We start from the raw sequence: 25,329 nt of genomic DNA, 5'->3' as shown, positions 1-25,329 counted from the left end.
CGGTGTTTTTATGGCATGATAATGATGGTTATGGTTCCATCAATAACGATGGACGTTGCGATTTTTGAAAGGAATCGATATGGCTGATCAGCGACGTGTGGTGATTTTGGGCGGGCATGGCAAGGTGGCGTTGCTCGCCGAACCGAAGCTGAAGGCTGCGGGATTCGCGGTCGACGCGGTTATCCGTAACCCTGCGCAGTCCGACGATGTGCGTGCGGCAGGTGCGAATCCGGTGGTCTTCGATATGGAACATGCCAACGTCGACAGCTTTGCTGGCTTGTTTGAAGACGCTGTGGCTGTCGTGTTCTCGGCCGGTGCCGGTGGTGGCGACGCCGTTCGCACCCACGCCGTCGATTATCAGGCCGCGGTCAACGCGATCGACGCGGCGCAAAAAGCGGGCGTGCGTCGCTTTGTGATGGTCTCCTACGATACGGCCGACCGTGACCCGCAGACGATGGGCTGGCCGGAGTCGTTCCTGCCGTACGCGCAGGCCAAGCATGACGCCGACGCGCACCTGATTGATTCCTCGCTCGAATACACGATTCTGGGTCCGGGCGTGCTGACGCTCGAGCCCGAAACCGACAAAATCGTTCTAACTAACGACCACACGATGATCGACGGCAAGCCGGCCACGCCCGAGCAACGTGCGACCTCGCGCGGCAACGTCGCGGCGGTCATCGCCCGCGTGCTCAGCGCCGATGTGGCCAAGCGCAAGACCATCGCCTTCTACGACGGCGACCAGCCGATCGACGAGGTTCTTGTCTGAGTCCGTTGGTCGTCCTGTTGCATCAATAAAAGAGCTGCCTGCCTTGCGGCGTGCGGCTCTTTATCATGTGTTTGTCCGGCCCAAAGCTGGTCAAACGGTCAAACGGTCAAGATTTTCTGTCGGTTCTCGTCATCGGCTTGCTGTTGCAGAATTATCGGCATTCTGATTTTGTGATAACGGTCAGCCTATGTGTCCATGGGCCTTTGGACACTTGAGGCGCTTTAGATATTCAGGGAGTAATGAGCGCAGAGGTCCGAATCTCGCGTGTCGGTCTCAAGGCTTTGCTGCTATACAGCAGAACACTTTGAAGCCTATTTGTGCAAACCGTCTGGCCGGTATTTCTGGTTTGTTTGTTATTTCGTCAATAGATAGAATTTTGCCGGTAAAAATGTATATCCGCTGGCGCTGCGTTGCATTGATGCCTGTGTGTTGTGATTAAATAAGTAACCAAGACATCGTCTCCAACTGAAAGGCCCTCCAATGCAGCAGAAACAGTACGTATGCGAAAAATGCGGATGCCAACACTACATTTCCGATCAGTTCCAGGCGACGGGCGGGGAATTCGCCAAGCTCTTCAATGTGCAGAACAAGAAGTTCATCACCGTCAGTTGCACCCAATGCGGCTTCACGGAGCTCTATCGCGCCGAAACCGACGCCGGCATGAACGTTCTCGATTTCCTGATGAACTGACGGCTTGCCGACGTTCATCCTCGATGATTTCGGCGTTCGCGCCAAGGACTCCTGATTTTCCGCCGATATCCGATTTGCTCTGTCGTTCCGTTCCTATCTGCGCTAGGCTGAGGTGTACGAGCCAAAGGAGCGGGGATATGACGATTGCGTTGAAACGGGTGTATGAGGCGGCCGAAGATGCCGACGGCTACCGCGTCTTGGTCGACAGGCTTTGGCCGCGCGGCATTTCAAAGGTGAAGGCGAAACTCGATCTGTGGCTCAAGGAAATCGGGCCGAGCGCCGAGCTGCGCAAGTGGTTCGGCCATGACCCAGCCAAGTTCGACGAGTTCGCCGAAAAATACCGCAAAGAGCTGAATTCCAACACGGAAACGGTCGGCAAGTTGGTCGCGATATGCCGCGAACAGCCCAAAGTCACCTTGCTCTATGGCGCCAAAGACCCACACAACAACCAGGCAGTAGTTTTGAAGGATTATCTCGGCAAGCGGCTTTCGTAGGTTGTGATATTCCGTTGCCGTATTTTGCTATTGCTGAATAAATGAAGCAATCATACGTGATTGTGCGACGGGTCGCCGCAGAAAACCGTGAAGCCATAATTTTTCGAGACAAATTCGATATCGTGGCCGTGTAACGCGCTTTGTATAGCGTATGATGATGGTTATGGCGACAGTGACGTTATCGATACCGAGGGCACGTAAGCGCGAGCGTGCCATTTCCGACTACTTCAACATGTGGGTGACCCGCGATTTCGACAAGCTCGACGCGATTTTCGCTCCTGATTGCGTCTATGAGGAATCCAACGGGCATATCTACGAAAACCGCAACCAGATTCATCACTGGATTGAGGATTCCCTGGAGCACCAGGCCGTGTCGATGTGGAAGATAGCCAATTTCACCCATGCCCGCGGTCGTGAAGGGCAGCCGTCAATCACCGTTTTCTGGACGCTCGCAGGGCGGGAACACAAGGGCGAATCCTACGACTACGACGGGGTTTCGGTCATCGAGTTCAATCGGCAGAACAAGATCAAGCGGGTGCGTGAGTTCCGGGCCAAGCGCCGTCGCGATTACCCGTACAAGGGCGAGTAGTCGATTACGGGACTTCATGAAGCGAACGGGAGATGGATTCTTCGTCATATCAGCGATTGATCCGTTTCCCGTTTTCCTGTCGCTGAAGTGATGAGGGTGTCATTGTGTTTCTCGCTTTTTCTCGTTGCCGGGGATGTATGGACTCCGAGGGTAGGGACATCGTTTCCGTTGTTCCGGCTAATGCCGATATGCAAGGTGTCTGAGGTGGCGAACATCCATTTTTGTTTGTGTCCTTCTCGTAGTAGGTTTAAACCTCGAAATTCAGTCATTTTCAAAGCTTGAGTCGATCTGGCTCAAGTTTTGTTCACTGCAGGTTAAAACCGGGAAGCCGGAGCGGGAATAACGGTTGGACATAGTGACACGATAAAGACTTGGAGCCGCAAGGTTCCGGAGCCTCTCGCCATCCGGCCGGTTTGGCTCCGGCCGCGGACGTAAAGAGACTTGCCTCCTACTTCAAGGAGTATTGATTATGGCTATGTTTCCGGCTTTGATGCATGATGCGTTCTCTGATTTGTTCGACGATCCGTTCTTCGCCGGTTGGGGCGATTCCAGCAACCGCATGGGCAACCCGATTTCCTCGGCCAACATGATGAAGACCGATGTCCGCGAGACCGACAAGGCTTACGACGTCTCCATCGATATGCCCGGCTTCAACAAGGACGACATCGCCCTTGAATTGCACGACGGCTACTTGACCGTCTCGGCTAAGCGCGACGAGAGCCATGACGAGAAGAACGATGAGGGCAAGTGGCTGCGCCGCGAACGTTACGCCGGCACCTGCTCGCGCAGCTTCTACGTCGGCGATGAGGTCAAGGAATCCGACGTGCACGCCAACTACAAGAACGGCACGCTGAGCCTTGAGATCGCCAAGGTGCAGCCGGCGCCGAAGGTCGAGGCCAAGCACCAGATCGCCATCGAAGGCTGATTCGCTGGTCTGCTGATTTTCAGAGGTAACGCTTTAGTGGACTGAGACGTTCACAGTACGCCCCTTTTCGTGTTCTGCAATGGGGAAGTTGCAGAAGGTGGGAAGGGGCGTTTCTTTTGTTTCGCTACTGGCCTCCTTTGTGATTCCTGTGCGATAATGGTTTGAGATTAACAATGAATATTTATGAGTAGAGCAGAGAAAACGAGGCAAGGCACATGGGCATGCCATTGGATTTGTATGTGATTCGACACGGGGAGTCGGAGGCGAATGTCATCGTCAAGGCGGGGGAGCACGGTGACAATTCGCTCTTTACGCAGGATAACGTCACCGTGCCCGACCGCTCGTGGAGGCTCACGGCGACCGGGCGTAAGCAGGCCTACTGCATCGGACGCTGGCTGGTCGAGCAGCAACAGCTTTTCGACCGCTACCTCGTCTCGCCCTACGTGCGCACCCGCGAGACCGCGGCGACGATGGCGCTGCCCAAGGCCAAATGGGAGGAGACACGCGTGCTGCGTGAACGCTCCTGGGGCGAGATCAGCACCGTGACCCAGGAGGTCTTCAAGACCAACTACGAGCGCAACTGGATGTTCAAGAAAACCGACCCGCTCTACTGGCGCCCGCCGGCCGGCGAATCCATCGCCGACGTGGCCGAGAACCGCGCCCACAACCTCCTGACTTCGTTGAACCGCCGCGCCGAGGCACAGTCCGTCATCGCCGTGACTCACGGCGACTTCATGCTCTCGCTGATGCTCACCCTCGAGGACCTCTCCGACGAGGAGTTCCTGCGCCGCGCCGACAGCGACAACTGGAAGATCACCAACTGCACCTGCCTGCACTATTCGCGCCGCGACCCCAACACCGGCCGCACCGACGAGCGCATCCACTTCGAGCAGACCGCCCGCCCGGTCTACGACAAGGACACCGGCCGCTGGGTCGTCAAGGTCGATCCGTGGCGCGAGTTCCAGCGCCCCCTGCTCTCCAACGGCGACCTCGTAGATGTCGTACAGTCCGTCACCCCTCATCTCTAAATCTGTGCGCTCGGACTAATATTCTTGAGCTGAGATATATGATGTAGGATACTCTGAACATGATGTTCTAGGTTGAGTTGTTGGACGGGGATATGCGATGCTGTGGCATAAAGCTTGGCCTACCGGCCTGGAGAGTGCCTCAGCATTGTATATCCCCGTCCAACAACGTCAGTTGTCGTGTGTAGTCATGTGCTATGTCCACTACGCGAACACGACACGCCGAATGTCCAAGGGCGCATTAAACTATCCCAAGGCGCGTGACGAAATCAAAGCCGCGCGGTAAATCCTCTATTTTCAATTAGTGGTCAAAGTATGCCCAAAAGGAGAGCGAAGGATGAGTAACATGTTCACCTGGAAACTGCACGGTGACGGCAAGACATTGAATCCCGGTGAGGTGATCGACCCTGACGAGCGCATGACGTGGGGCCGAACGGCGGGCATTGGAGCCCAGCACGTGATCGCGATGTTCGGCGCGACGTTCCTCGTTCCGATACTGACGCATTTCGATCCGTCGACGACATTGTTCTTCACCGCAATGTCCACCGCGCTGTTCCTGTTGATCAATACCAATAAGCTACCCAGTTATCTGGGTAGCTCTTTTGGTTTTATAGCCCCTATTACGGCCGTCGAGACGGAAAAGGGGCTCGGTGCCGGCATCCCGGCTGCGGGCTTCGGCATCATGTGCACGGGCATCCTGCTGGCGCTGGTCGGTATCCTCGTCCACTTCGCCGGCGCCAAGTGGATCGACCTGATCATGCCGCCGGTGGTCAACGGCGCCATCGTCGCCATCATCGGCTTCAACCTGGCTCCCTCGGTCTGGTCCAACTTCCAGAAGGCGCCCGACACCGCGGCGGTGACGTTGGTCGCGGTCCTCTTGATCGCGGTGCTTTTCAAGGGGCTGATCGGCCGCCTGAACATCCTGCTCGGCGTCCTGGTCGGCTATGCCTACGCCTGCTTCCGCGGCCAGGTCGATTTCGCCGCCGTGGCGAAGGCCTCGTGGATCGGCTTCCCCCAGTTCCACATGCCGCAGGCCGACTTCTCGGTGCTGCCCATGTTCATCCCGGTGGTCATGGTCCTGATCGCCGAGAACGTCGGCCACGTCAAGTCGGTGGCCCAGATGACCGGCCGCGACTATGACGACCAGATCGGCACCGCCCTCTTCGCCGACGGCCTGGGGACCACGATCGCAGGCTTCGGCGGCGGCTCCGGCACCACCACCTACGGCGAGAACATCGGCGTGATGGCCGCCACCCGCGTCTACTCCACCGCCGCCTACTGGTGCGCGGCCGCCTTCGCCCTGATCCTGAGCCTGTGCCCGAAGTTCGGCGCGGTCATCAACACGATTCCCTCCGGCGTCTTGGGTGGCGTGACCACCCTGCTTTACGGCATGATCGGCATGGTCGGCGTGCGCATCTGGGTCGACAACCACGTCGACTTCGGCAAGCCGCTGAACAACATGACCGCCGCCGTGACCATGATCATCGGCATCGCCGACTTCGGCTTCGCGATCTCCGGCGTCAAGTTCAACGGCATTGCCATCGGCACCGTCGCGGTGCTGGTGATGTACCACGGCCTCAAGGCCATCGGCCGCGCCACCGGCGCCATCGCCAAGGACGGCACCGAGTGACGGTAGCAATAAAGCAACAGTGATTTCCGGCAGACGAAAGTCGATGCTCGGAGATCTTCAGCCGGATGACGAATCTCATCCGGCTTTGTTTTTTCTCGGCAGGGATGCGGAAAGAAAGGTGATTTTCGTCTCTAAAGATGTCAAAGGCCCGTTCGGTTTTCGCGATTGGGTCTTTGAGGTTTCCGGATTGATGGTCAAGAGAGAATCCAGGAAAACGCTCTACAACGTTGGAAATTCGTTCAAATTCGGGTCAAGGTTTTCGACTTTATGAAAAACCGCGAATGGGCTATTGCCGATAACGCAAAATAAATACTACGTTTAAAAATATTGGTCATTCTTTTGACAAAACAGGTTTATCGTCATATAGTAACTTCCGTCATTTGTTCAATGCAAGGACGCAGGAGGGTTAATATGAGTATCCATGTTGTCGTCATGGGTGTTGCCGGATGCGGTAAAACCACTGTGGCGGAAGCTGTTCGAGACCGTTTGGGTTTTGTCATGGCCGAAGGCGATGACTTCCATCCAAAGGCCAATGTCGACAAAATGAGCCATGGCATACCGCTTACCGATGAGGACCGTTGGCCGTGGCTTGAAACCATCAGCCAATGGATGACCGATCAGGACAGGCAGGGCAATTCCACCGTGGTTTCGTGCTCGGCGCTGAAGAAGGCGTATCGTGAGGTACTGCACAAACATGTCGATGTCCTGTTCGTTCATCTTGCCGGCAGCCAGGAGCTTATCGGAGGCCGTCTGGCCAAGCGCACGGGCCATTACATGCCGCCTTCGCTCCTGCCCAGTCAGTTCGCGGACCTCGAGCCTCTTGAGGCGGACGAAAACGGCGTTACGGTTTCCGTCGAGGGGGACCCGGCGATGGTTGAGGATCGAGCCATCGAGGCCATCAGGAAGTACGAGGAAACCGCCAAGCTCTCCTAGTCGTCGACGAAGTCTCGGCAATTGCCGCAGAGAAGGCCAGGGCGTCGTCACTGCGGCAATGGTCTGATTGATGTTCGAAGGCGTTAAAGCCGAAGAAAGGGAATATACTATGGCCGATTTTTCAATTCATAGCTTTGAACTCACCGATAAGGTCGTGCTGATCACCGGGGGTGCCAGCGGGCTGGGGAAGTACTATACCCAGGCGGTCAGTACCGTCGGGGCCGATGTCTGCGTGGTCAGCGCCACCGAGAACGGCTGGGACGAGACCAGAAGGATCGTGGAGGGCAACGGCCGCAAGGTCGTGTTCGTCAAGCAGGACATCACTGCCGACGGTGCCGCGAAACGTATCGTCGATGAGGCCCTCAAGGAATTCGGCCGCATCGATGTGCTGATCAATAACGCGGGTATTCAGCTGCGTCATGATCTGGCGGATTTCCCCGACGAAGATTGGCGCAAGGTGATCGATGTCAATCTCAACGCTTTGTATTACCTTTCGCATGAAGTCGCGAAGGTGATGATGAAGCAGCGCAGCGGCAAGATCGTCAATATCGGTTCCATGCAGTCCTACCGCGCGGGCAAGAGGATCTTCCCCTATGCCGCAAGCAAGCACGCCGTGGTAGGCCTCACCAAGGCCTATGCCGATGCCCTTGCGCCTTACAATGTGCAGGTCAACGGTCTGGCGCCAGGCTATATCAATACGCCGATGACCCTCGCGCTGCAAAACGACCCCGTGCGCAGTGTCGAGATCCACGACCATATTCCTGCCGGTCATTGGGGGGACCCGAGCGAGCTCATGGGGGCGATGGTGTTCCTGTGCTCATCCGCATCCGACTATGTCACCGGTGTGATGCTTCCCGTCGATGGGGGCTATCTGCTCCGCTGACCCAAAGCCGACGAAGGTCGGCCAACCAGATTTTTCCCGGGCCGAGAGGGCGGGAAAGAAAATCAACAGTCCTTAACGAGAAGGGTAAAGGAATGCCATTAGTAATCGTAGCCTGTGCCGTAGCAGTGCTGATATTCCTGATCGCCAAATGCAAACTGAATACGTTTGTCTCATTGGTCATCACTTCCATTCTGGCGGCGCTCGTCCTCCAGATTCCGATCGCCAAGATTCCCACGACCATCGAAACCGGCATCGGAGGTCAGCTCGGCCATCTTGCCGTCATCTTCGGTTTCGGCTCGATGCTGGGCAAGCTGGTTTCCGACTCCGGCGGCGGCCACCGCATCGCGATGACGCTGATCGACAAATTCGGGCGCAAGCATATTCAGATCGCCGTTGTTCTGGCCTCGTTCATCGTCGGCATCGCCCTGTTCTTCGAGGTCGGACTCGTCGTCCTGCTGCCGATCATCTTCGTGATCGCCCGCGAGATCGACATGCCCTTCATGGAGCTCGGCCTTTCCGCCGCCGTCACCCTGAACGTGGCCCACGCGTTCCTGCCGCCGCATCCGGCGCCCACGGCAATCGTCGGCACGCTCGGCGCCGATATGGGCCAGGTGATGATCTATGGCATCATCGTCGCCATTCCGACGGTCATCATCTCCGGACCGCTCTTCAACCACCTGCTGCACAAGCTGCGTCCGGGCCTGTACCGCAAGGACATCGACATCACCGTACTCGGCGAATACAAGGAATTCAAGACCGAGGACACCCCGGGCTTCGGCATCTCCGTGTTCACTTCGCTCCTGCCGGTCATCCTGATCGCCTTCGCGACCATCTGCTCCTTCGTCATTCCCAAAAAGAACGTCGTCAACGAGGCCATCCAGTTCATCGGCGCCCCCGACATCGCCATGCTGCTCTCGATGCTCTTCGCCATGTGGTCGATGGGCTTCCACCAGAAGAGGAAGATGGGCGAGATCACCAAATCCATGGAGCAGTCCGTCAAGCAGATCGCCATGATGCTTCTGATCATCGGCGGCGGCGGCGCCTTCAAGCAGGTGCTCGTCGACGGCGGTGTCTCCACGTATGTCTCCCATCTGTTCACCAACATCAGCATGCCGCCGCTGATCGCCGCCTGGCTCATCACCGCCATCCTGCGTGTCTGCGTCGGTTCCTCGACCGTCGCCTCCTTGACCGGTGCGGGCCTCGTGCTGCCGCTGATCGCTTCCACCGGTGCCAATCCCGCGTTGATGGTGTTGGCCGTCGGCGCCGGCTCCGTCTTCTGCGACCACGTCAATGACGCCGGTTTCTGGATGATCAAGGAATACTTCGGCCTTTCGCTGAAGGACACCTTGTCGTCCTGGACGGTGGCCACGGCGGTGATTTCGGTTGTAGGCTTGCTTTCGGTGCTTTGTCTGTCTCTGTTCGTCTGAGGCCTCAGTTGGCCGGTGAGGGACATGGCTGTCGTCTGTCGGGCGCGGCCTGACCTCGTTCGTCTGCGGTTCTGCACAATATCCAGGCAATCGCAATCGGGTTCTGTGTCATCTTTTTAAGATGGTGCAGAACCCGATTGCGTATTCAGATCAATGTCATCAATGTCATGAATCCTGCGTGGTGGTACGGACCTCGTCGACGATATGGGTCATGGCGTCATGGGCGAGTTGCGCGTCGCCTTTCCAAATGCCTTCCGCCACGCTTTCATGTGCGTTCAGCGCGTCCGGGCGTGGTCGAACCGGGTAGAGCCCCTGCTCCACACGGCCTTTCAATACGATGTCCACAAGCGGGGAGAGCGCGGTGAAAAGCTCGTTGCCGCTGTGGCTGAGCACTTCGTCATGAAAACGGATATCGAGCTTATGAAATGCTTCGAGATCGCCGGATTCCCCTTTTTTACGCATTTCGCTGGCAAGAACCGGCATCAAAGCCCTGGTCTCCATAGGCGCATGCAACGCCGCATCGCCGGCGGCTATCGGTTCAACGGCCAGCCGCAGCTCGGTCAAGGTGAGGAGCTGTTGCTTGCGATAGCTGGAATGAAGCTTCCACTCGATGACCTGAGTGTCCAGCGACAGCCATTTGTCCAATTGAAGGGCAATGAGGCCTACTCGTTTCTTGACGATGACGGCATTGGCGGACTGCAGGGCATGGGCCGCCTCGCGGGCCACGGTCCTGGAAATCGAGAAACGTTCCTGTATATCGTTGAGCGTGATGCTGGTTCCGGGCTGCCAGCGATGTTCGATGATGTCGATCGCGAGTTGTTCGGCGACGGCATGGTGCAGGGGAATCGGACTCTGCGCTGAATCCGGGGAATCTGATGGGTTTCGTTCGGTGTCGCCTTGTGAGTTTGAGTCGACCTCGGATAGCTGATTGCGTTCCGGATGGTTTTCTGCCTGTACTCGGGGTTGGTCATCAAGGCTTGCCGTTGCCCTCTCGTGTTCATTGTTCATGTTCTCAGCCTACCAAAAGTCTCTCAATAAATTCGAATATACTCGTAAAAAACAGGTATTGATAAGAAAAGAAATCTGAAAAACCATAAAAGTAATATCTTTAAAATATATGATATGCTTTTATTGATAGTAGAGGTTGTTTCTCAAGGAGGAAATGATGCAGCTTGGCATGATTGGGCTAGGACGTATGGGCGGCAATATGGCCAAAAGGATTCGCGAGGCGGGACACGAGGTCGTCGGATACGATCTGAGCCCCGAATCCGGTCGTGACGTCTCGAGTCTCAAGGAACTGGTCTCGAGACTTGATGCCCCGCGCATCGTCTGGATCATGGTGCCCGCAGGCAAGGCGACGGACAGCACGCTCGACGAGCTGATGGGTCTGCTCGAAAAGGGCGACATGGTCATCAACGGCGGCAACTGCCGTTATACCGATGACAAGCTCAACGCCGAAAAGCTCGCCGAGAACGGCATCGAATATATGGACTGCGGCGTTTCCGGCGGCGTTTGGGGCGAAGAGCGCGGCTATGCCCTGATGGCCGGCGGTACGGATGACGAGTACCAGCGTGCCTTGCCGATTTTCGAAGCTCTGAAGCCGGAAGGCAAGGACGGCCTCGTCCACGCCGGCCCGGTCGGCGGCGGCCACTTCGCCAAGATGGTGCACAACGGCATCGAATACGGCATGATGCAGGCGTTCGGCGAGGGCTTCGCAACGATGGAGCGTAGCGAATATGTCGACAACCCGGCCGAGGTCATGGCCTCCTGGCGTGCCGGCAGCGTCGTTGATTCTTGGCTGCTCGACCTGGTGGTCCGCGCGATGAAGGACGACCCGGACCTCAAGGGCATGCCGCCGGTGGCCGATGAGACCGGCGAGGCGAAGTGGACGATCGAGGCGGCGGCCGAGCTCGGTGTGCCGACTCCGGCCATCAGCGCCGGCCTGTTCACCCGTCAGGCCTCCCGCGGCGGTGCCGACGACGTGCTGCGCGTGGTCACCGCGATGCGCAACCAGTTCGGCGGGCATATCACCAAGGCGTGAATGTCTGAATAAGTCGGCAACGGCATCATTGTTCCGTTGCCGGAAACTATGCGTAAATATGCGTAAGCCCCCACCGGGTACGGTCCGGCGGGGGCTTACGCATATCGATTTCGGCTGGTGACGCGCCAGCGGCTTTCAGTCTGACGCAGCGACTTGGACGTGGCGATGGGAGCGGATGAGACTGTCGATGATGCCGATGACGATGCCTGCAACCGCAGGAATCAGCCAGGTCAGCTGGGCCTCGTAAAGCGGCAAAGCGGCCAGCGCTTGGTTCACCGAGGTCACCGGAAGCCCGAAAACGGCGAGCAGTTTGACGATGCAGTCGAAGATGGTGAACAGCGCCACCAGCAGGACCGTCCAGAAATAGACGCGCGGGAACTTCGACGAGAACGGCTTTTCGACAAGATTGAGCAGCACCAGCACGATGGCGATGGGGTAAAGTGCGCCGAGCACCGGCAGCGAGACGGTGATGATGGCACTCAGACCCGCGTTCGAGACGACGAAACTGAACACGGCGAAGAAGACGCTCCATGCGCGGTATTTGACCGGATGACCGAAAACAGTGGGGAAGGTGTTCTCGAAATAGGTCGCGCACGTGGAGATGAGGCCGGTGCACACGTTGAAGCAGGCGAGCACGAAAATGACGCCGACGAATGCCGTGCCGATCGAGCCGAAAGCGGAGGTGGTGAGATTGGTCAGCACCGTCGCCCCGGTGTCGTCCTTGCCGTTTGCGGATTTGATGGAACCGCTTACCGCTCCGATGAACGAAAGCGCCGCATAGATGATGATGAGCAGAATGCCGGCGCCGGTGCCCGCGATGCCGGTCTCGCGGCGGTTCGCCTTGGTGTCGGTGACGCCGAATTGCGCGATGTTGGCCGAGATGACGATGCCGAAATACAGCGCGGCCAACAGGTCCATCGTCTGATAGCCGTTGACGAACCCGTAGATCAGGGAACCGTGCGCATAGTCGCCGAACGGTTTGCCCAACGCTCTGTGACCGATGAAGATACAGGAAACGAACATGACCGCGATCAGCACCAGAAGCAGCGGTCCCATGAAGCGTCCCAATGATTTCGAAAGCTTTTCAGGATGTTGGCTCAACAGGAACGACAATGCGAAAAAGACGATTGAGTAGAGCAGCAGCGCCAAGCGGTTGTTCTCACCCGCAAACGGGGTGATCGCCATTTCATAGGAGGTCGTGGCGGTGCGGGGAATGGCGAAGCAGGGGCCGATGGCCATGATGATGACGAACGCCAGTACGGCGGCGAATTTGGGGGAGACTCGTGAGGCGAGGTGCTCGAAGCCGCCCGCCGAAGCCACGGCCAGCACGCCCAGAATCGGCAGGCCCACCGCCGAGACGATGAAGCCGATGGTGGCCGGAAGCGCCGCGCTTTGCGCCTGGGCGCCCATCAGCGGTGGGAAGATGAGGTTGCCCGCTCCAAAAAACATGGAGAAGAAGGTGAACGCGACGACGAGGCGGTGCCGACCGTTCAATTTCATGGGGTTCCGGCCTTGGCCGTTGTCGTGGGAATCTGGGGACACCTTATCCTGTTGCGGCTCGATGGACTGTTCCGATGTTGCGGTGCCGATGGTATTTGCCATAAAACTTCCAATATAACTCTGTGTGATGCAATTGATATCGTCGCATCCACTATGCGGATTTCGTTTTCACTATATGCGCCAGCCACGCCAAGCGTGGGCGAGTGGACAATATATATGTATCTGTCTGTCTGCCGTAAGCTGCTGCTGCCTCGGGGCGGTCTGCGGTGCGGCGACTGCCCGTTCCGGCGTTCGGCGGGTCTGGCTGATGTCGATACAGGGATGCGTATGGGGCGAACTACTTGCGAAGCGGTTCTGAATGCTCACAGTGTGACCGGTATTGAGGGCATGCCAGATCGTTTTTATAGTATTGCCGGTGATGCCGCAAACGAGTTCGGCATCTGTTGGAGCACAGGAGGATGGATGTCGGTGGCGTCCGGGAAAACAGTGTCTGCGGCGTTTCGCGAGGCGTTTCCGCGTACCCTGCCGATTTGCGCCAGCTTCGTGCTGACCGGCCTTTCCTACGGGCTGCTGATGTTTTCCAAAGGATTCCCGCTCATCTACCCGGTCTGCATGGCGGCGTTCATCTTCGCGGGATCAATGGAATTCGTCACCATCGATCTGCTGTTGAGCGCCTTCAACCCGTTCGCCGCCTTCGTGATGACGCTGATGGTGAACGGACGTCACTTTTTCTATGGTCTGGCGATGCTTCGTCCCTTCCGCGGGCTGGGATGGAAGAAGCCCCTGCTCATCTTCTGGATGTGCGATGAGACGTTCGCCATCAATTCGTCGGCCAAGATACCCAAAGAAATCGATCGAGGCTGGTTCATGCTCGCCGTCTCCGTACTCGACTACTGCTATTGGGTCTCTGGTGCCGCTCTGGGTTGGCTGATCGGCGGCGTGCTGCCGTTTTCCGTCAAAGGTGTCGAGTTCGCCATGGTCGCCATGTTCGTCTCGATCCTGCTGGACCAATGGTCGTCGTCCCCACATACTTTGCGCGGGCATACGCCGGCGTTGGTGGGTCTGGCGGTATCGCTGGCCTGTCTGCTTGCCTTCGGACCGAAGGATTTCATGCTGCCTGCGCTGGCGGGCATGCTGGTCGTCTTCCTGTTGCTGCGTCCCTGGTTGGAGGAGCTTAAGTCGGATTCGTCCGGTCACGGCGATGGTGGTGGTTTCGCCGGAAACCTTGATACGTATACAGATGGAGAATCTGCCGACACCGACGGCAAGGCCAATGCCGGCATTATCGCGCAAACGGCGCCAGACAGCCATGGTAAGGAGGGTAAGCGATGATGACGATGAGCGCGACGCAGTCCATTATTACCATTGCCGTGGTTGTCTTCGCCACGATGGTCACTCGTTTTACGGTGTTCCTGCTGTTTCCCGATTCCAAAACGCCTCCTCGGCTCATCCGTTACCTGGGTGACGTGCTGCCATATGCGATGACCGGTATGCTGGTGGTCTATTCGCTCAAAAACGTGTCGTTCGTCTCCGGTGACCACGGCATACCCATGCTCATCGCCATCGCGGTGCTTGTGCTGATATACCGCTGGCGACACAATTCGCTGTTGGCGATTTTCGCGAGCACTGTCCTCTATATGGTGCTGGTACAGACCGTGTTCGCCTGAAATCCGCCTGTGACGGGCGACACCTTTCGCTACGATTGAGACATGTCCTTCTTTGACTTTTTCGGCGGGTTTCCGGACCCGCGCAACGGCTCCAATCGTTACCGCAGCAACGATGATGACGACGACCCCACAATCCTGCATATCCACACCGACGGCGATGACGACGCCCAATCTGGAAGTAAGCGCCAGAATTTCTCGGCAGGTGATTTCTGGCCACCGCGCAATGGCAATCCGCGTCTGACGCGGCGTGCGAACAATCAACCGCAAGGCACGTCCAGGGGGACGAAGGTCTTCATCGGCGTGGTGGTGGTCGTGGCGCTGATTCTGGCCCTGCTCTTCGGTCTTGATCACTTCGTCACCGACCTCATGTGGTTCGGCCAGCTCGGATTCCAGTCGGTGGTGTGGACCCAGCTGTGGACGAAGGTAGGCCTTTGGGTCGCGTTCGCGGTGTTGATGGCTCTGGTGAGCTATGTGGCCGCCACCATGGCCATTCGCAAGCGCCCGGATTCCGCCGATGGCTCCACCATCCGCGTCAGAGGTGACGTCGTTGAAGTCGGCAAGTCCGTCAGTTCCAAGACGGCCAGGCGCGTGGCGGTCATCGTTTCGCTGATTGTCGGCCTTGTTTTCGGTTTCCAGTTCAACTCGAACTGGTCCGAGGTCCTCCTGATGTTCCATGCCCAGCCCTTCGGCGTCTCCGACCCGCAATTCGGCATCGACAACGGTTTCTACGTCTTTATTCTTCCCGGCTTGAACCTCATGCTCTCCGCGCTGAGGATGCTGCTCTTCTTCGGTCTGCTCTTCTCGATCGTCACCCACTTCGCCATGGGAGGCATTCGCATCACCATGCCGGTCAACGGACACGGCATCATGACCATGACCAAGTATGCGCGTCGACAGATCAGCGTCTGGTTCATCCTGAACATGCTGGCTTGGTCCGTCCGTCAGGTCATCGGTGTCTTCAACACGCTCACCCAGGTCGGCAACCGCTTCACCGGCGCCGACTACACCACGGTGCATGCCAACGTTCCGGTCACCTTCATTCTCGCCGGTCTGACGGCGATCCTCGGGCTGCTGCTCGGCATCTGGCTCATGCGTTCCCATTCCTTCGACGGCCCCGCCTCACCGGATGTGCGTGTGGTGGCGGCAGTGAAGGCCTGGCGCGTGCCGATGGTCGCCGTCGCCGCCGTCGTGGTGGTGGCCATCGTGCTCGGCATGCTTTGGCCCATGTTGCTGCAACGCTTCAAGGTCAGCCCGAACGAACAGGAGATGGAATCCTCCTATATCGCCCGCAATATCAAGGCCACCCAGCAGGCCTACGGACTTGACAAGGTCAAGGTCGGCGGCTACAACGCCGTCACCGAAGGCAAGTCCGGTGCGTTGGCCAGCGATCCCGAGACCACCGCGCAGATTCGTCTGCTCGACCCGGAGGTCATTTCGCCGACGTTCAAGCAGCTGCAGCAGTCCAAGCAGTATTACCAGTTCGCCGATTCGCTCGCGGTCGATAAATACGATATCGATGGCAAAAGCCAGGATACGGTCATCGCCGCCCGCGAACTCAACGTCAACGGCAACGACAACCGCAACTGGGTCAACGACCACACCGTCTTCACCCATGGCTACGGCGTCGTCGCCGCCTACGGCAACAAAGTGACCAGCGACGGCAATCCCGAGTTCTTCGAATCCGGCATCCCCACCCAGGGCAAGCTGACGAAGTCACAGCATTACCAGCCGCGCATCTACTTCTCACCGAATTCGCCGCAATATTCCATCGTCGGCTCGCCCAAAGGCACTGCACCATGGGAATTCGATTACCCGAAGGGCTCCACCGGCGCTTCCAATACCTTCGATGGCAACGGCGGGCCAAAGGTCGGCAACATGCTGACCCGTCTGCTTTACGCCATTCGTTTCGGCAGCGACCAGATCTTCTTCTCCGACCGCGTCACCTCCGACTCCCAGATTCTCTACGATCGCAGCCCGCGTGACCGCGTGGCCAAGGTCGCCCCGTATTTGACGCTCGACGGGCGTGTCTACCCGGCCGTGGTCAACGGGCGCGTGAAGTGGATCGTCGACGGCTATACCACCTCGGATGCCTATCCGTATTCGCAGATGACCGATCTCGGCGTGGCCACCCAGGATTCGACCACGATCACCTCCAAGACCGTGCAGGGGCTCAATTCGCAACCTGCCAACTACATCCGCAACTCCGTGAAGGCCACGGTGGACGCCTATGACGGTTCGGTTGATCTCTATACCTGGGATACGAAGGACCCGGTCATCAAGGCCTGGCAGAAGATCTTCCCGGGTCAGTATCATCCGATTTCCGATATCTCGGGAGAGCTGATGAGCCATCTGCGCTATCCGGAAAGCCTCTTCAAGGTGCAGCGTCAGTTGCTTTCGAAATACCACGTCACTAGCCCCGGCCAGTTCTTCTCGGGCGAGGATTTCTGGCAGACCCCGGTCGACCCGACCGAAGCCAAGGACGCGCAGCAGCGCGATGTGCTGCAACCGCCGTACTATCTGACGCTGAAGACGGGCGGTTCCAAGAAGCCGCTGTTCTCGCTGACCTCCACCTACATCCCGGCGGGCAGCTCCACGCGTGAGATTCTGACCGGATTCCTTTCCGTCGATTCGGACGCGGGCAATACCAAGGGCAAGATCGGGCCGAATTACGGCACCATACGATTGCAGGAGCTGCCGAAGGATGCCAACGTGCCGGGCCCCGGTCAGGCGCAGAACAACTTCAACTCCAACGCGGACGTCTCCAAGGAACTGAACCTCTTGGAAGCCGGCTCCACCAAGGTGGTGCGCGGCAACCTGCTGACGTTGCCTCTGGGTGGCGGCCTGGTCTATGTCGAGCCCGTCTACGTCAAGTCGAGCGGCGCCACCAGCTTCCCGCTTTTGAAGAAGGTCCTGGTGGCCTTCGGCGATCAGGTCGGTTTTGCCGACACCTTGGACGAGGCGCTCGATCAGGTCTTCGGCGGTGACTCCGGTGCTTCCGCAGGCGACGCCGAAAACAAGGAAGGGGCCGCAGCCGGTGACTCCTCGTCCGGCAACTCCGCGCCCCAGAGTGATTCCAGCGACAAATCCAAGGGCAAGAACGACGGTTCCGGCGCAACCGGCGCAAGCGGATCGTCGAGCAACGATCCCGCGCTCAAGGATGCGCTCGCCAAGGCAGGCCAGGCCATGAAGGACTCCGATACCGCGATGAAGAAAGGCGACTGGGCCGGCTATGGCAAGGCCCAGCAGGAGCTCAACGACCAGCTGAACCGCGCCTTGCAGCTGGAAGGCCAACAGCAATAAGCCGATAGACCACCATAACGGCGTTGTATGAGCAGCGATATTCCGATGCTGTTCATACAACGCCGTTACTATATTCAATCAATAAGTCTTGGAAACCAGAACTTCGCGGAACTGAAACGAGGGATAGCCATGATTCGAGCGGCGGCGGACAGCGATCTGCAGGCGATCACCGATATCTACAACGAGGCCGTCGTCGCCGGCGGTTCCACAGCCGATTTGACCCCACGTACCCTTGAGCAGAGGCGCGCATGGGTGGTCAGCCACGAGCCGCGTCATGATTTTCCTGTGGTGGTCTTGGAGGACGAGAACGGGGAAGTAGTCGGTTTCGGTTCCCTGTCGCGTTTTCATCCCCGTGCCGGTTATGACGGCGTGGTTGAATTGAGCTATTACATTGCCACTGCCGCGCAGCATCGAGGCTATGGCACGCAGATGGTGTCCTGGCTTGTCGACAAAGCCAAGGAACTCGGCAACCGCAAGGCCAACGCGCTGATCTTCGCCAGCAATGCCGGCTCCATCGCTCTGATGAAGCGTTTCGGCTTCACGCGCTATGGGTTTTTACCACAAGCCTGTTGGGATGGCTCACGATATCTCGATATGACGTATTGGTACCTCGATCTGTAATTGCTGCGGATCAGGGTGTCGGCCGCCTGTCTTGTTTGCCGTTCGGCGTAGTCGCGCGTCGGTTGGAATCGGTATGATGGATATCGGATAACCGCGTTTCGGTGCATTCTGCCATGCCCGCTTCGATGCGGTTTTACGTTAAAGACCTGATATATCGCTTATATATCGCCGATAAGAAAGAACGTAGCGCGAGATGGCATCACAATTCTGGTTGATCGCAGGACTGGGCAACCCCGGCAAGAAATACGAAGGCACCCGCCACAATATGGGCTTCATGGTCGCCGACGTGTTGGCGCAGCGTTGGTCGGTGAGTTTGAGCGACCATAAAGGATTGGCCGAGCTGGGCAAGGGTGTGATGAATCTCAACGGCACAAGCCTCAAGTTCTTCCTTGCCAAGCCGTTGACGTATATGAACGATTCCGGTGATGCCGTTTCATCGATTGCGCAATACTACGACATCGATCCCAGCCGTATCATCGCCATTCACGATGACATGGATCTTGATTTCGGCCGGATCAAGGTCAAGGCCGGTGGTTCGGCTGGCGGGCACAACGGCATCCGCTCGATTGATAAATCACTGGGTACCAACAAGTATGCACGCGTTCGTATGGGCACCGGCCACGCCGCGCGCGGTCCGCACGCTCATGAGAACACGGTCAATTGGGTGCTCGGCGGGTTCTCCGGGCAGCAACGCAAGGAGCTTCCCGACTTTTTGGCCGACGGCGCCGACGCTGCGGAAACCATTATGTTCGAAGGTCTTGGCGAGGCTCAGGAGCGGTTCAATGGCCGCTGAAGCAAATGATCATCATAGCAATAAAAGTCGCCTTAAGAAAACGAAACAATCAGATAAAAGCGAAATCAAAACGTCAACGTTGAAAACAGCGACAGGCATAGCCAAACAGCCACAACGGCATAACAATACGTCTGGAATCGGCAAGTCGGCTTCCGCTGCCAACGGTCCCGATGAACGTGCAGAAGCGCTACAGGTTAAGCCACAGTACAAGGTTGCAGACAGTGCCGATAATCACGTTGGGCAGGATATGTCCGGTTCGCTTGCAGAGTTTTTGCCGCGTCTCGACGAGGATGGGGCGTTCCGCGATCTGTTGGCCGGCGAAATCGAAGCCCCTGAGGGTGCCGCCGACCAGGCGCTGACGGTCGGCGCTCCCGAGGGCATACGGTCGGCGCTCGCCGCCGCGCGGGCACAGTATTCCTCCGTGGTGATGGTCGTCTCTTCCAGCCGCGAGGCCGAGGAGACCGTCAATTCCATTCGTTCGTGGTATGGGGGAGATCCCGACGAGGTGAGCCAGCTCGAAGCGTGGGAGACGCTGCCGCACGAACGCCTGTCGCCGCGTGCCGACACCGTGGCCAGCCGCATGGCCGTCTTCCGCAGGCTATGCCACCCGCAGGAGCACAGCGCCATGTTCGGCCCGATCCGAATCCTCGTCATGCCGGTGCGTTCGCTCATTCAACCGGTGGTTGCGGGCCTTGGCGACGTGGAGCCGTTGGTGTTCAAGGTCGGACACGAAATTGCGCTGGACGAGGTTTCTGCAAGACTGGTCGAAAACGCCTATACCCGTGTCGATCTGGTCGTCAACCGCGGCGAGTTCGCGGTGCGCGGCGGTATCGTCGACGTCTTCCCGCCGACCCTTCCGCACCCGGTGCGTATCGAGTTCTTCGGCGACGAGATCGACACCATCAAAGAGTTCCATGCCTCCGATCAGCGCACCTACGGTGACGGCGTCGATACCGTCTGGGCCACGCCCTGCCGCGAACTGCAGTTGACCGACAAGGTGCGTGCCCGTGCAAAATCGCTGATCGGCCAGATTCCCAACGCCGACGACATGCTGCAATCCATCGCGGACTCCATTCCGGTGGAAGGCATGGAATCGCTGATTCCAGCGCTGATCGACGATATGCAGCCGGTGGCCACGATGCTGCCCCGCGACGCGGTCATCATGCTTTCCGACCCCGAAAAGCTGCGTCGTGCCGCCGCCGACCTCGCCAAAACCGCCAACGAATTCCTCGCTGCCAGCTGGCATGTGGCTGCGAGTGGTCACGGATCCGGCGCACCTATCAGTTTTGACCAGGCAAGTTTCCTCGACTTCGAAGAAACCGTCCGTTCGCTTGAATTCTCCAACCATGACGTCTGGAGGCTGACCAGTTTCGGCGTGGATCAGAACATGGCCGGCCATGTCCAGCTCAGCGCTTCGGTTCCCGAGGAGTATCGCGGCGACGAAAAACGTGCCACCACCGGCGTCGAAGGCCTGATAGATGACGGTTTCGAAGTGACGATCACCGCCGCGGCCAATGGCACGTTGGCAAGGCTCAGGCGTGCCCTCGGCCAGACCGGGGTGACGCGATTCGACACCGTGCGCTCGCAGGCCATGGACGGTTTCATCGATACCGCCGCCAAGTTCGCCCTCTTGACCGAGCGCGACCTGACCGGCAAGACCAGTGCCGTCGCCCAGCGCAAGACCTCGCGTCGCCGTCACAAGGCCATCGATCTGATGGAGCTCAAGGCCGGCGACTACATCGTCCACGAGCAACACGGCATCGGCCGTTTCGTCGAAATGCGCCAGCGTACCACCGGGGTGGGCGCCAACCGCGCCACCCGCGAATATCTGGTCATCGAATACGCGCCGTCCAAACGGGGCGCGCCGGCTGACAAGCTGTTCATCCCCACCGATCAGCTCGATCAGGTCTCCAAATACATCGGCGCCGACAAGCCCAAGCTCAACAAACTCGGCGGTTCCGACTGGGCGCAGACCAAGGCCAAGGCGCGCAAGCATGTCCACGAAATCGCCGATGACCTGGTTAAGCTCTACTCCGCCCGTCAGCAGGCCAAGGGCTTCGCCTTCAGCCCGGACACCCCGTGGCAGAAAGAGCTGGAGGACGCCTTTCCCTATCAGGAGACGGCCGACCAACTCACCACCATCGACGAGGTCAAGGCCGACATGGAAAAGCCGGTACCGATGGACCGCCTCATCTGCGGCGACGTCGGTTTCGGCAAGACCGAGATCGCCGTGCGTGCCGCATTCAAGGCTGTGCAGGACGGCAAGCAGGTCGCCATTCTGGCCCCGACCACGCTGCTGGTGCAGCAGCATTACGAGACGTTTACGCAACGCTATGAGGGCTTCCCGGTCGACGTCGCCGCGATGAGCCGATTCCAAAGCAAAAAGGAGATCGACGAAACCCTCAAAGACCTTGAGTCTGGCAAAGTCGATGTCGTTATCGGCACCCACAAGCTGCTGAACCCGAAAATCAAGTTCAAGGACCTGGGCCTGCTGATCATCGACGAGGAGCAGCGTTTCGGCGTCGAACACAAGGAGACCCTGAAGGCGCTGCGCACCAACATCGACGTGCTTTCGCTTTCGGCGACCCCGATCCCCAGAACGCTTGAGATGGCCGTCACCGGCATTCGTGAGATGTCGACGTTGGCCACCCCTCCCGAAGACCGCCTGCCCGTGCTCACCTACGTCGGTGCCTACGAGGACGCGCAGGTCACCGCTGCGATTCGTCGTGAGCTGTTGCGCGGCGGACAGGTCTTCTACGTGCACAACCGTGTCAACGACATCGACAAGGTCGCCTCGAAAATCCACGAGCTCATCCCGGAAGCGAAGATCGGCATCGCCCATGGCAAGATGGGGGAGAAACAGCTCGACAATATCATCCAGGACTTCTGGCATCGCGACATCGACGTACTCGTCTGCACTACGATCATCGAGACGGGACTTGATATCAGCAATGCCAACACGCTGATCGTCGACCACGCCGATCGTTTCGGCTTAAGCCAGCTCCATCAGCTGCGTGGCCGTGTCGGACGAGGCCGGGAACGCGCCTATGCCTACTTCCTCTACGACCCGTCGAAGCCCATGACCCAGCAGTCGCACGACCGCTTGGCCACCATCGCGCAGAACACGGCGCTCGGAAGCGGCTTCGACGTGGCCATGAAGGACCTCGAACTGCGCGGAACCGGCAATCTGCTCGGCGGCGAGCAGAGCGGGCATATCGAAGGCGTCGGCTTCGACCTCTACGTGCGCATGGTTTCCGATGCCGTCGAGAAATACAAGGAGCCGGAACGTAAAGAATCCGTCGCGGTCACCATCGACCTACCGATCGAGGCTTCGATTCCGGTCGACTACATCGATTCTGACAAGTTGCGTCTCGAGGCCTACCGCAAGCTGGCCAGTGCGCGCACCGAGGAAGACCTTACCGAGCTTCGTGAAGAACTGACCGATCGCTACGGAGCGCTGCCAGAAGAATTCGACACCCTCTTCGATGTCGCCAGGCTTCGTAGAAAAGCCCGTGAGCTCGGCATTTCCGAAATCGTCACACAGGGCAATCGCGTCCGTGTCGCCAAGATCGACCCGCCCGAGTCGCTGCAGATGCGTATTTCCCGCATCTACAAGGGCTCGCAGTATCGTCCGGTCACTCATACGCTCCTGATTCCCGCCCCGTTCGGAGGAGCGCTGGGCGGCAAGCCGATGACCAGCCCCGAGGTGATGGGCTGGGCTGACCAGTTGCTCGAAGATCTGGCGTGGCGTGGAGGCTCGCGCTGAGGGCGCACCGGTAGTGCGCTCTGTGTCAAGACAGTCGAAATGATGAGAAGGAGCGGAACGATACGGCGACATCTATGTTAGCGCTCACATAAAATGGCCGATTTCGCTGATTTACGTCCATCAAAGCCATTAACCTTGGAACTGTTAGTGCAAGTCCATCTTTAAAGGAGACATTGTGGCAGCAATTGAAAGCGTATATGCCAGCGAGATTCTCGATTCCCGTGGAAACCCGACCGTCAAGGTCGTTCTTGACACCGTCGATGGTGCCGAAGGCATCGGCCTGGTTCCCTCCGGCGCTTCGACCGGCGAGGCCGAGGCTTGGGAGCGCCGCGATGGCGACAAGTCCCGTTATCAGGGCAAGGGTGTCCTCGACGCGGTGAAGGCCGTCAACGAGGTCATCGCCCCCAAGGTCATCGGCATGGACGCCACCGACCAGCGTGCCCTCGACGACACGATGATTGAGCTCGACGGCACCCCCAACAAGGGCAAGCTCGGCGCCAACGCCATCCTCGGCGTCTCGCTCGCGGCCCTCTATGCCGCCGCGGAATCCGCGGAACTGCCGCTCTACCGCTACATCGGCGGCACCAACGGCCACATCCTGCCTGTTCCGAACATGAACATCATGAACGGCGGCGCGCACGCTGATTTCGCCACCGACATCCAGGAATACATGATCTCCCCCTACGGCTTCGATTCCTACAAGGAAGCCCTGCGCGCTGGCGTCGAGGTCTATCACACCTTGAAGTCCATCCTGAAGAAGGACGGCCACGAGACCGGTCTCGGCGACGAAGGCGGCTTCGCCCCGAAGATGAAGACCAACGAGGATTCCCTGAAGTACATCATGCAGGCCATTGAGGCCGCGGGTTACAAGCCGGGCGAGCAGATCGGCCTGTGCCTCGACGTGGCGTCTTCCGAGTTCTACAACAAGGACACCAACACCTATCACTTCGACGGCGCCGATCGCGATGCCGACTACATGCTCAACTACTACAAGGAGCTCGTCTCCAAGTATCCGCTGGTCTCCATCGAGGATCCGTTCGCCGAGGAAGATTGGCCCGCATGGCAGAAGATCACCGCCGAGATGGGCGACAAGCTCCAGTTCGTCGGCGACGACCTCTTGGTGACCAACCCGAAGCGTCTGCAGAAGGGCATCGACCTGCATGCTGCCAACAGCCTGCTCGTCAAGCTCAACCAGATCGGCACCGTCACCGAGACGCTCGACGCCATCGAGCTCGCCACGGCCAACGGCTTCACCTCCATGGTCTCCCACCGTTCCGGCGAGACCCCGGACACCACCATCGCCGACCTCGCCGTCGCCAAGAACACCCGTCAGATCAAGACCGGTGCCCCGGCCCGTGGCGAGCGCATCGCGAAGTACAACCGCTTGCTCGAGATTGAGGAGGAGCTTGGCTCCACCGCCGAGTACGCCGGCTATTCCGCGTTCAAGGCCTGCAAGAAGTACATGAAGTAACTTCTGCTGACTAAACCCATTCGCAGCGCTGTTGTGCTGTGAGCTTTGCCCGTCACATTCACTTTACGGAGTCGAATGTGACGGGTATTTTATGTCTTATGGGCATTACGAAGAACACAGGCAAAACGGCGAGCGGCAAGAAGCAGAGCCGACGTCGCGGCTCAGGCCCGATTGCGTTCTTCGTCGCGTTTTTCATCGTCGTTCTCGGCGCCATCCAATTGGCGGCGACTTTTCACAGCTATGCCTTGAATCTTGCGGAGCTCAACGGGCTCAAGCGACAGGAAGCCGCTTTGGTGTCCCAAAAACAGAATCTTGAAAATGACATCTCGCGTTGGAACGACAACGCCTATGTCACCGCCCAAGCACGAGAGAGGCTGGGGTTCGTCTTTCCTGGAGAACAGGCCATCCACGTCGAGCATCCGGAAGCGGTCACCGGTGTGAAGCCGAAATCGGAGAGTGCCGAGCAGAACGAGACCAATTCGGACGCGCCCAGTTTGCCTTGGTATCGGGAACTCGCCTATGGTTTCAAGAAGGCCGATGAGCCCTTGAAGAAAGGCAAGGCCGGCGAAGTCACTACTCCCAAGGCGGTGGGCGGACAGACCGATGGTGAAGCGAAACCGGACGGCAAGGCCAAAGACAGCAAGAACACCGTCAATTCCCAGAACAAACCGAGCCAGAAGACCGGTGCCGACAATAAGAACGGCGACAAATCGGGTGCGAAGACGGCTGGGCAATAACCGGTTTCGGCTATGTGCGGATTGATCGAGACGTTCATGGATCTTTTCGGCTTTGAACGTCTCACCATGAC

General features: G+C 58.4%; 21 protein-coding genes. 19 read left to right on the top strand and 2 right to left on the bottom strand.

The features are described 5' to 3' along the window. The first annotated feature begins 79 nt into the window (after nt 1-79). The 10 genes from OZX71_RS05535 (at nt 80) to OZX71_RS05490 (ending at nt 9,362) form a co-directional block, all read left to right on the top strand. Nucleotides 80-766, top strand: coding sequence for an SDR family oxidoreductase (locus tag OZX71_RS05535; protein WP_277159625.1), 687 nt, complete (start codon nt 80-82; stop codon nt 764-766). A 480-nt stretch (nt 767-1,246) separates the two neighbouring features. Beyond that, nucleotides 1,247-1,456, top strand: a complete 210-nt coding sequence (locus tag OZX71_RS05530; RefSeq protein ID WP_277146554.1) for a zinc ribbon domain-containing protein — start codon at nt 1,247-1,249, stop codon at nt 1,454-1,456. 137 nt (nt 1,457-1,593) lie between these two features. After that, nucleotides 1,594-1,950: a DUF488 domain-containing protein gene (locus tag OZX71_RS05525; RefSeq protein ID WP_277159624.1), complete on the top strand. Its 357-nt coding sequence runs from the start codon at nt 1,594-1,596 to the stop codon at nt 1,948-1,950. A gap of 163 nt (nt 1,951-2,113) precedes the next feature. Further along, nucleotides 2,114-2,539 carry a nuclear transport factor 2 family protein gene (locus OZX71_RS05520; protein ID WP_277159623.1) on the top strand — a complete coding sequence of 142 codons (426 nt, stop codon included), beginning with the start codon at nt 2,114-2,116 and terminating at the stop codon, nt 2,537-2,539. 469 nt (nt 2,540-3,008) lie between these two features. Further along, complete coding sequence (locus OZX71_RS05515) at nt 3,009-3,464, top strand: Hsp20/alpha crystallin family protein (RefSeq protein WP_277146557.1); 456 nt, start codon at nt 3,009-3,011, stop codon at nt 3,462-3,464. Between the two features lie 215 nt (nt 3,465-3,679). Next, nucleotides 3,680-4,492, top strand: a complete 813-nt coding sequence (locus OZX71_RS05510; RefSeq protein ID WP_277159622.1) for a histidine phosphatase family protein — start codon at nt 3,680-3,682, stop codon at nt 4,490-4,492. A 334-nt stretch (nt 4,493-4,826) separates the two neighbouring features. Continuing rightward, complete coding sequence (locus OZX71_RS05505; protein WP_277159621.1) at nt 4,827-6,119, top strand: solute carrier family 23 protein; 1,293 nt, start codon at nt 4,827-4,829, stop codon at nt 6,117-6,119. Nucleotides 6,120-6,530: 411 nt separating this feature from the next. After that, nucleotides 6,531-7,052 carry a gluconokinase gene (locus OZX71_RS05500; protein WP_277159620.1) on the top strand — a complete coding sequence of 174 codons (522 nt, stop codon included), beginning with the start codon at nt 6,531-6,533 and terminating at the stop codon, nt 7,050-7,052. A gap of 109 nt (nt 7,053-7,161) precedes the next feature. Next, the gene (locus OZX71_RS05495; protein WP_277159619.1) at nt 7,162-7,935 is read left to right on the top strand and encodes an SDR family oxidoreductase; all 774 of its coding nucleotides are present in this window, start codon (nt 7,162-7,164) and stop codon (nt 7,933-7,935) included. 92 nt (nt 7,936-8,027) lie between these two features. Beyond that, complete coding sequence (locus OZX71_RS05490) at nt 8,028-9,362, top strand: gluconate:H+ symporter (protein ID WP_277159618.1); 1,335 nt, start codon at nt 8,028-8,030, stop codon at nt 9,360-9,362. Between the two features lie 165 nt (nt 9,363-9,527). Here OZX71_RS05490 and OZX71_RS05485 read toward each other — a convergent pair whose 3' ends face one another. Beyond that, entirely contained in the window at nt 9,528-10,370 is an 843-nt protein-coding gene (locus OZX71_RS05485; protein WP_277159617.1) for an FCD domain-containing protein, read from the bottom strand. A 157-nt stretch (nt 10,371-10,527) separates the two neighbouring features. Here OZX71_RS05485 and gnd point away from each other — a divergent pair, with 157 nt between their 5' ends. Further along, nucleotides 10,528-11,403, top strand: coding sequence for a phosphogluconate dehydrogenase (NAD(+)-dependent, decarboxylating) (gene gnd, locus OZX71_RS05480; RefSeq protein ID WP_277160667.1), 876 nt, complete (start codon nt 10,528-10,530; stop codon nt 11,401-11,403). A 135-nt stretch (nt 11,404-11,538) separates the two neighbouring features. On the opposite strand, the gene brnQ is transcribed toward gnd, so the two are convergent. Continuing rightward, nucleotides 11,539-12,903: a branched-chain amino acid transport system II carrier protein gene (brnQ, locus tag OZX71_RS05475; protein ID WP_277160666.1), complete on the bottom strand. Its 1,365-nt coding sequence runs from the start codon at nt 12,901-12,903 to the stop codon at nt 11,539-11,541. A 462-nt stretch (nt 12,904-13,365) separates the two neighbouring features. Between brnQ and OZX71_RS05470 the strand changes: the two genes are divergently transcribed. From OZX71_RS05470 to OZX71_RS05435, 8 genes are all read left to right on the top strand, one after another. Further along, complete coding sequence (locus OZX71_RS05470) at nt 13,366-14,235, top strand: AzlC family ABC transporter permease (RefSeq protein ID WP_277159616.1); 870 nt, start codon at nt 13,366-13,368, stop codon at nt 14,233-14,235. Then, nucleotides 14,235-14,570, top strand: coding sequence for an AzlD domain-containing protein (locus tag OZX71_RS05465; RefSeq protein ID WP_277160665.1), 336 nt, complete (start codon nt 14,235-14,237; stop codon nt 14,568-14,570). Before OZX71_RS05470 ends, OZX71_RS05465 begins: the two co-directional genes overlap by 1 nt. Nucleotides 14,571-14,612: 42 nt before the next feature. After that, nucleotides 14,613-17,870 (top strand): UPF0182 family protein, encoded by a 3,258-nt coding sequence (locus OZX71_RS05460; RefSeq protein WP_277159615.1) that lies wholly within the window; start codon nt 14,613-14,615, stop codon nt 17,868-17,870. Nucleotides 17,871-17,999: 129 nt separating this feature from the next. After that, nucleotides 18,000-18,491 (top strand): GNAT family N-acetyltransferase, encoded by a 492-nt coding sequence (locus tag OZX71_RS05455; RefSeq protein WP_277159614.1) that lies wholly within the window; start codon nt 18,000-18,002, stop codon nt 18,489-18,491. Nucleotides 18,492-18,684: 193 nt separating this feature from the next. Next, nucleotides 18,685-19,284, top strand: coding sequence for an aminoacyl-tRNA hydrolase (pth, locus tag OZX71_RS05450; protein WP_277159613.1), 600 nt, complete (start codon nt 18,685-18,687; stop codon nt 19,282-19,284). Nucleotides 19,285-19,531: 247 nt separating this feature from the next. Beyond that, the gene (mfd, locus tag OZX71_RS05445) at nt 19,532-23,050 is read left to right on the top strand and encodes a transcription-repair coupling factor (protein ID WP_277160664.1); all 3,519 of its coding nucleotides are present in this window, start codon (nt 19,532-19,534) and stop codon (nt 23,048-23,050) included. 175 nt (nt 23,051-23,225) lie between these two features. Continuing rightward, nucleotides 23,226-24,521 (top strand): phosphopyruvate hydratase, encoded by a 1,296-nt coding sequence (gene eno, locus OZX71_RS05440; RefSeq protein ID WP_277146567.1) that lies wholly within the window; start codon nt 23,226-23,228, stop codon nt 24,519-24,521. A gap of 98 nt (nt 24,522-24,619) precedes the next feature. Next, nucleotides 24,620-25,258 (top strand): septum formation initiator family protein, encoded by a 639-nt coding sequence (locus OZX71_RS05435; protein ID WP_277159612.1) that lies wholly within the window; start codon nt 24,620-24,622, stop codon nt 25,256-25,258. The last annotated feature ends 71 nt before the right edge of the window (nt 25,259-25,329 follow it).

Source organism: Bifidobacterium sp. ESL0764, assembly GCF_029395515.1.
In the GTDB taxonomy this organism is placed as follows: Bacteria; Actinomycetota; Actinomycetes; order Actinomycetales; family Bifidobacteriaceae; genus Bifidobacterium.
Note: the sequence above shows the minus strand (reverse complement) of the source record. Positions and strands in the feature narration are given on the sequence as shown.